The organism is Bacillus sp. FDAARGOS_527 (assembly GCF_003812125.1).
In the GTDB taxonomy this organism is placed as follows: Bacteria; Bacillota; Bacilli; order Bacillales; family Bacillaceae_G; genus Bacillus_A; species Bacillus_A paranthracis.
Genome location: NZ_CP033795.1, coordinates 4,852,501 through 4,857,500, shown reverse-complemented (window position 1 = coordinate 4,857,500; position 5,000 = coordinate 4,852,501). Strand labels below are relative to the sequence as shown.

The window sequence follows — 5,000 nt, the reverse complement described above, 5'->3', positions numbered from 1 at the left end:
TTTTAGAAAAGATGAAACAGCTACTCATATTCCTCTTTATTTTTCATACATATAATTAAAATACCTGAAAGGGGTGTAGAGATTGTTCGATCCTTCCTTATTACATATCATCAACGCCCATTCAAGAAACCCACATTATCATAAGAATTTTCCTATCATTCTATTTTGGAGCCAAAAAAGTGGTTGTACTTCTCTTGCTAAGTGGTTTTTTTATCAGATTGACTTATTACAGACAGCTCTAAATTATAGTCCTTTCATTCATAATTATGAATATGACATATACAAAAGTACACCTGCCTATAGTGTTCGACTAGGTATAGCCTTACGCGAAAAACAAAAAGAAACTTTTAAGCTTGTTCGTAACCCTTATAGACGAGCAGTGAGCTCTTTCGTATCCTTAATCGCACCTCCCTATATAGAAAATCCCGAATGGAAGCCCATCCGAAAGTTTTTATATCAAGATGAAAACTCCTCCAAAGGCCTCTCATTTAAACAATTTCTATACTATCTATTCATTAATGATGCTCAAGGAAATGATATTAACCCGCATTTCACACAACAATATATAGCTGGTGAAGAAGAATATGTGACCAATTATATATACTTAGAAAACTTTGATCAGGATATGAAAGCATTAGAAAAGCGTTTCGAATTAAAAACTGCACCAATAAATGAGTTCTCAATATCATGGCATCATCAAACTCCCGCCATGATTTATAAAGGGAATTTTAGCGAAGCCGATATTACTGACCCTTTATTTCCTCGCTACCCCACTTTCGAAAGTTTTTATGATACCGAATGTATACAACTCGTTCAAACAATATTTCAAAATGATTTCAATACGTATAAATATAGTAGAGAATACCTATACTGATTTCAATCTATTATCTTTGCCAAATAAAAAACACCTAATATATGAAGTGAACCCTGAAAACGGGACACTAATCAAAACACCTAAACCACTTGTTCCCTAAATTCTTTAGGGGATAGGTGGTTTAATTTTTCTTGAATTCGCACACAATTGTAGTAATGAATGTATTCTAGCACAATCTTTCGCACAGTTGTGTTGGATACTTTTGTTATCTTTTGTGAATAGAAAGCTTCACTTTTCAAATGACCAAAGAAGCTTTCCATGACGGCATTATCATGGCAATTTCCTTTCCGGGACATGCTGGTGATAATGCCGTTTTCTTTGGCGTACGCTTGAAATTCTTTTGCTGTATAAATACTTCCTTGATCCGAGTGAAGAAGGACACCTTTTACTTTTCGCCCTCTCATTGCTTGTTTTAATGTCTTCATCGCCAATGTCAGTGTTTGCGACTCGCTGATGACACAACTAATAATTTCACGATTAAAGGCATCCATAATCGTTGATAAATACAAGGTACGCTCTCCAAATAATAAATAAGTTACATCCGTAAACCACTTTTCATTTGGTCTGGATGCATCGAATTGGCGCTCCAATCGATGAGGGGCTACCATTGGTTCCGCACCATTGATATATTTCTTTTTCTTTCGACGTACTTTTGAAAGAATATGATTTTGTCTCATGATTCGTAATACTTTTTTATGATTGACACACAGTCCCATTTTTCGAAGAGTAGCGGTCACTCTTCGATATCCATACCGGAATCTATGCCTAAGACAAATATCCTTTACTTTCTCTTCTATATCCTCTTTTAGATCTTCCGTTCGTTGTAACCAACGATAAAATGTGGACCGGGGTAATTCTAATACGTTACACAATTCTTTTACCGTTAGCTTTGTTTTTAAATCGTTCCATAAAGTAACTACAGTTTCTGGTTTCAGCCCCTTTCGATTTCTAGATACTTTCCCCATACAAGTAATTTTGTTTTTAGATGTTTATTTTCTAAGCGTAACTGTTCCAATTCATTTAACTCTTTTGGCCCTTTTCCATAAGAATATTGTTTTCCTACAGGTTGTTGAAAACGGTACGTTTGACCGGTGCGATACCACTTCATCCATGTCTTAATTTGAGAAACATTTTTAATTCCAAGCTTCTCCATAATTGTCCGATTGGAATGTCCATCCTTTTTCATTTCAATCACTTTCCACTTTATTTCTTCTGGGTAATGAACTCTTGTTTTCAAACCAAAAACACCTCCATTGAATTTGCATACTTAGTATGCGAATTCAGGAGGTGTTTTTTTCATGTACCACTATTCGGGTTCACTTCAATATATTAGGTGTTTTTTTATATTTAAACTATATACAATATGTTACTTAGCATTCCTTACTATTCAAGTTATTCTTCTTTAATAACTTACTTATCTTTTGTCTATCTGCCCATCCTACTCCTATTAAGACTAAACTTCCTCCTATTACTATCTTCCAAGTTAAAGACTCATCTAATAAAGCAATTGAAGCAAGAATACTTATTAACGGTAAGGCATTTAAATATAATCCACTTACTGATGCCGAGACTGTCTCTAATGCTCTATTCCAAAACCAATACGCTAAAATTGTTGCACCTATAACAAGATACATTACACTAAATCCAGTCTTCCATGTTTCGATTTCTGGGAAACCATAGTAAAAAGTTTCTATCATTGCAAATGGTAATAAAATAACAGCTCCAATAATTAAAGTTAATGTTGTAAAAACCTTGTTTGATAAATACTGTTCTTGTTTTGGTCTTTTCAACAATACTGTATAGAAAGCAAATAAGAAAGTGCTTAATAAAATAAGGGTATCTCCTATTAAAGATACTTCTTGATTACCGTTACTAGATGGGATGGTAATAAGAAGTACTCCAGCAGCTCCCAATACAATACCGATCCAATAATTAAGCTGAATTTTTTCTTTCAAAAAGATCGCTGAAAAAAGAATTGTAACTAACGGTAAAGCAGCATCAATAATACTAACATGTAATCCACTTGTTAAAGAAATACCGTAGGATGTGAACATAAAGTAACCAGCTACACCAGTAAAAGATAGTAAACTCATTCTTTTCCACGGCACTTGTTTATGTACAACCGACTTTTTTAATTGTTTAAATGAAAATAGCAAACAAATTCCACCAGCGAAGAAAAGGCGAATAAATAACAAAGTAAATGGCTGAATAGATTCTAACGCCCACTTTGTTGGCGCAATGGCTGTCCCCCATAATATAACAGCCACTAATAACATGCATATTTCTTTCATAATCCCCCACACCCATCAATAATATATATTAATTACCTTAATTATAGATTTTTTGATGAATAAAATCCTTTAAAAGTGAAAAGACATTGTATAAATTGAAACTTTAATCAGTGGGGGGTTACTTCAGCGCATGTCACATAGCTCAAAAGCGTTGCGAAATGTTGGCTTGTACACGATGAAACAAAGTTACTTAAACAATAACAGGATGGCTACTGTAAAAGAAGTAGATACTGCCATGCAAGCCAATACGAATGATTGGGGCGTTCAATCAAATTCTGTTCAAGCGATTCGCAGAGCCTTATATGCAGAAATGAAGAGCTTTTTTAAAGCGTTGGAACAATGGAAGAAAAATCCTGAGAAGTTCACAGGGCGTCCGAAGTTTCCAAATTATTCTCGTTCCACTGACAAACGAATCATTGAAATCTATCAAGTCCCTAAAGTGGATAATAACAGGTATTGGATGGTTCCGATGAATGTGGCATTCAGAAAAAATTGGGTTCCATTAAAATACGTATGCCGAAAAATTTAAGACATAAAAAAATCTTCTACATTGAGATTGTACCGAAGCAAAAAAAGTCGGTTCTTGAGGTGCATGATACATATGAAATGCATGTTTCTCAAATGAAGAAACCATCCACGACTACGAGTAACGCTTTGAATTGCAATTTAGGTGTAGATAGATTAGTAAGTTGCGTGACAAATCGTAGGGTAGCATGAATACTAGAGCGTCAAACCGTCTAGCGATAGACGAAAAGACCTAGCGCTCGAGTTCAAGCCCCCACTGAAAGGCTTTGTCTCACTGGGGGTAGTTGACTTTAAAACGTCTCTATTTCACCCTTTTCTCTCATTAAGATTACTGAATTTACGGATTATGTCATTTGATATATATAAATAAACACAAAAAAAACCTAAGTCGAAACGACTTAGGTTTTTGCTTGGCGACGTCCTACTCTCACAGGGACAAGGTCCCAACTACCATCGGCGCTAGAGAGCTTAACTTCCGTGTTCGGTATGGGAACGGGTGTGACCTCTCTGCCATCATCACCAAACTATGAAGGCATATTCCTTCAAAACTAGATAACATTTGCTACATATTATATGGTTAAGTCCTCGATCTATTAGTATTCGTCAGCTCCACATGTCACCATGATTCCACCTCGAACCTATCAACCTGATCATCTTTCAGGGATCTTACTAGCTTACGCTATGGGAAATCTCATCTTGAGGGGGGCTTCATGCTTAGATGCTTTCAGCACTTATCCCTTCCGCACATAGCTACCCAGCTATGCCCTTGGCAGAACAACTGGTACACCAGCGGTGCGTCCATCCCGGTCCTCTCGTACTAAGGACAGCTCCTCTCAAATTTCCTACGCCCACGACGGATAGGGACCGAACTGTCTCACGACGTTCTGAACCCAGCTCGCGTACCGCTTTAATGGGCGAACAGCCCAACCCTTGGGACCGACTACAGCCCCAGGATGCGATGAGCCGACATCGAGGTGCCAAACCTCCCCGTCGATGTGGACTCTTGGGGGAGATAAGCCTGTTATCCCCGGGGTAGCTTTTATCCGTTGAGCGATGGCCCTTCCATGCGGAACCACCGGATCACTAAGCCCGACTTTCGTCCCTGCTCGACTTGTAGGTCTCGCAGTCAAGCTCCCTTATGCCTTTGCACTCTACGAATGATTTCCAACCATTCTGAGGGAACCTTTGGGCGCCTCCGTTACATTTTAGGAGGCGACCGCCCCAGTCAAACTGCCCACCTGACACTGTCTCCCGGGTCGATAAGACCCGTAGGTTAGAATTTCAATACAGTCAGGGCGGTATCCCACCAG

3 protein-coding genes, 2 rRNA genes and 1 pseudogene (1 of these 6 running past the window's edge) are annotated in these 5,000 nt (G+C 37.9%); 2 read left to right on the top strand and 4 right to left on the bottom strand.

The features are described 5' to 3' along the window. Positions 1–82 precede the first annotated feature (82 nt). Positions 83–874, top strand: coding sequence for a sulfotransferase family 2 domain-containing protein (locus EGX95_RS28010; protein ID WP_000460195.1), 792 nt, complete (start codon positions 83–85; stop codon positions 872–874). 80 nt (positions 875–954) lie between these two features. On the opposite strand, the gene EGX95_RS28005 is transcribed toward EGX95_RS28010, so the two are convergent. After that, a protein-coding gene (locus EGX95_RS28005; RefSeq protein WP_085963577.1) for an IS3 family transposase occupies positions 955–2,111 on the bottom strand; the annotation gives its coding sequence in 2 pieces (ribosomal slippage) (positions 955–1,859 and positions 1,859–2,111; 1,158 coding nt in all). Positions 2,112–2,244: 133 nt separating this feature from the next. Further along, positions 2,245–3,177, bottom strand: coding sequence for a DMT family transporter (locus EGX95_RS28000; RefSeq protein ID WP_002029089.1), 933 nt, complete (start codon positions 3,175–3,177; stop codon positions 2,245–2,247). A gap of 106 nt (positions 3,178–3,283) precedes the next feature. Between EGX95_RS28000 and EGX95_RS27995 the strand changes: the two are divergent. Continuing rightward, positions 3,284–3,867 (top strand): annotated as a pseudogene (locus EGX95_RS27995) (RNA-guided endonuclease TnpB family protein); the annotation flags it as partial. A gap of 231 nt (positions 3,868–4,098) precedes the next feature. Here the strand turns inward: EGX95_RS27995 and rrf are convergent. Together rrf and EGX95_RS27985 are read right to left on the bottom strand one after the other, a co-directional pair. Beyond that, positions 4,099–4,214, bottom strand: a 5S ribosomal RNA gene (rrf, locus tag EGX95_RS27990). 49 nt (positions 4,215–4,263) lie between these two features. Further along, positions 4,264–5,000: ribosomal RNA gene (locus tag EGX95_RS27985) — 23S ribosomal RNA — on the bottom strand; it runs 2,186 nt beyond the window's last position.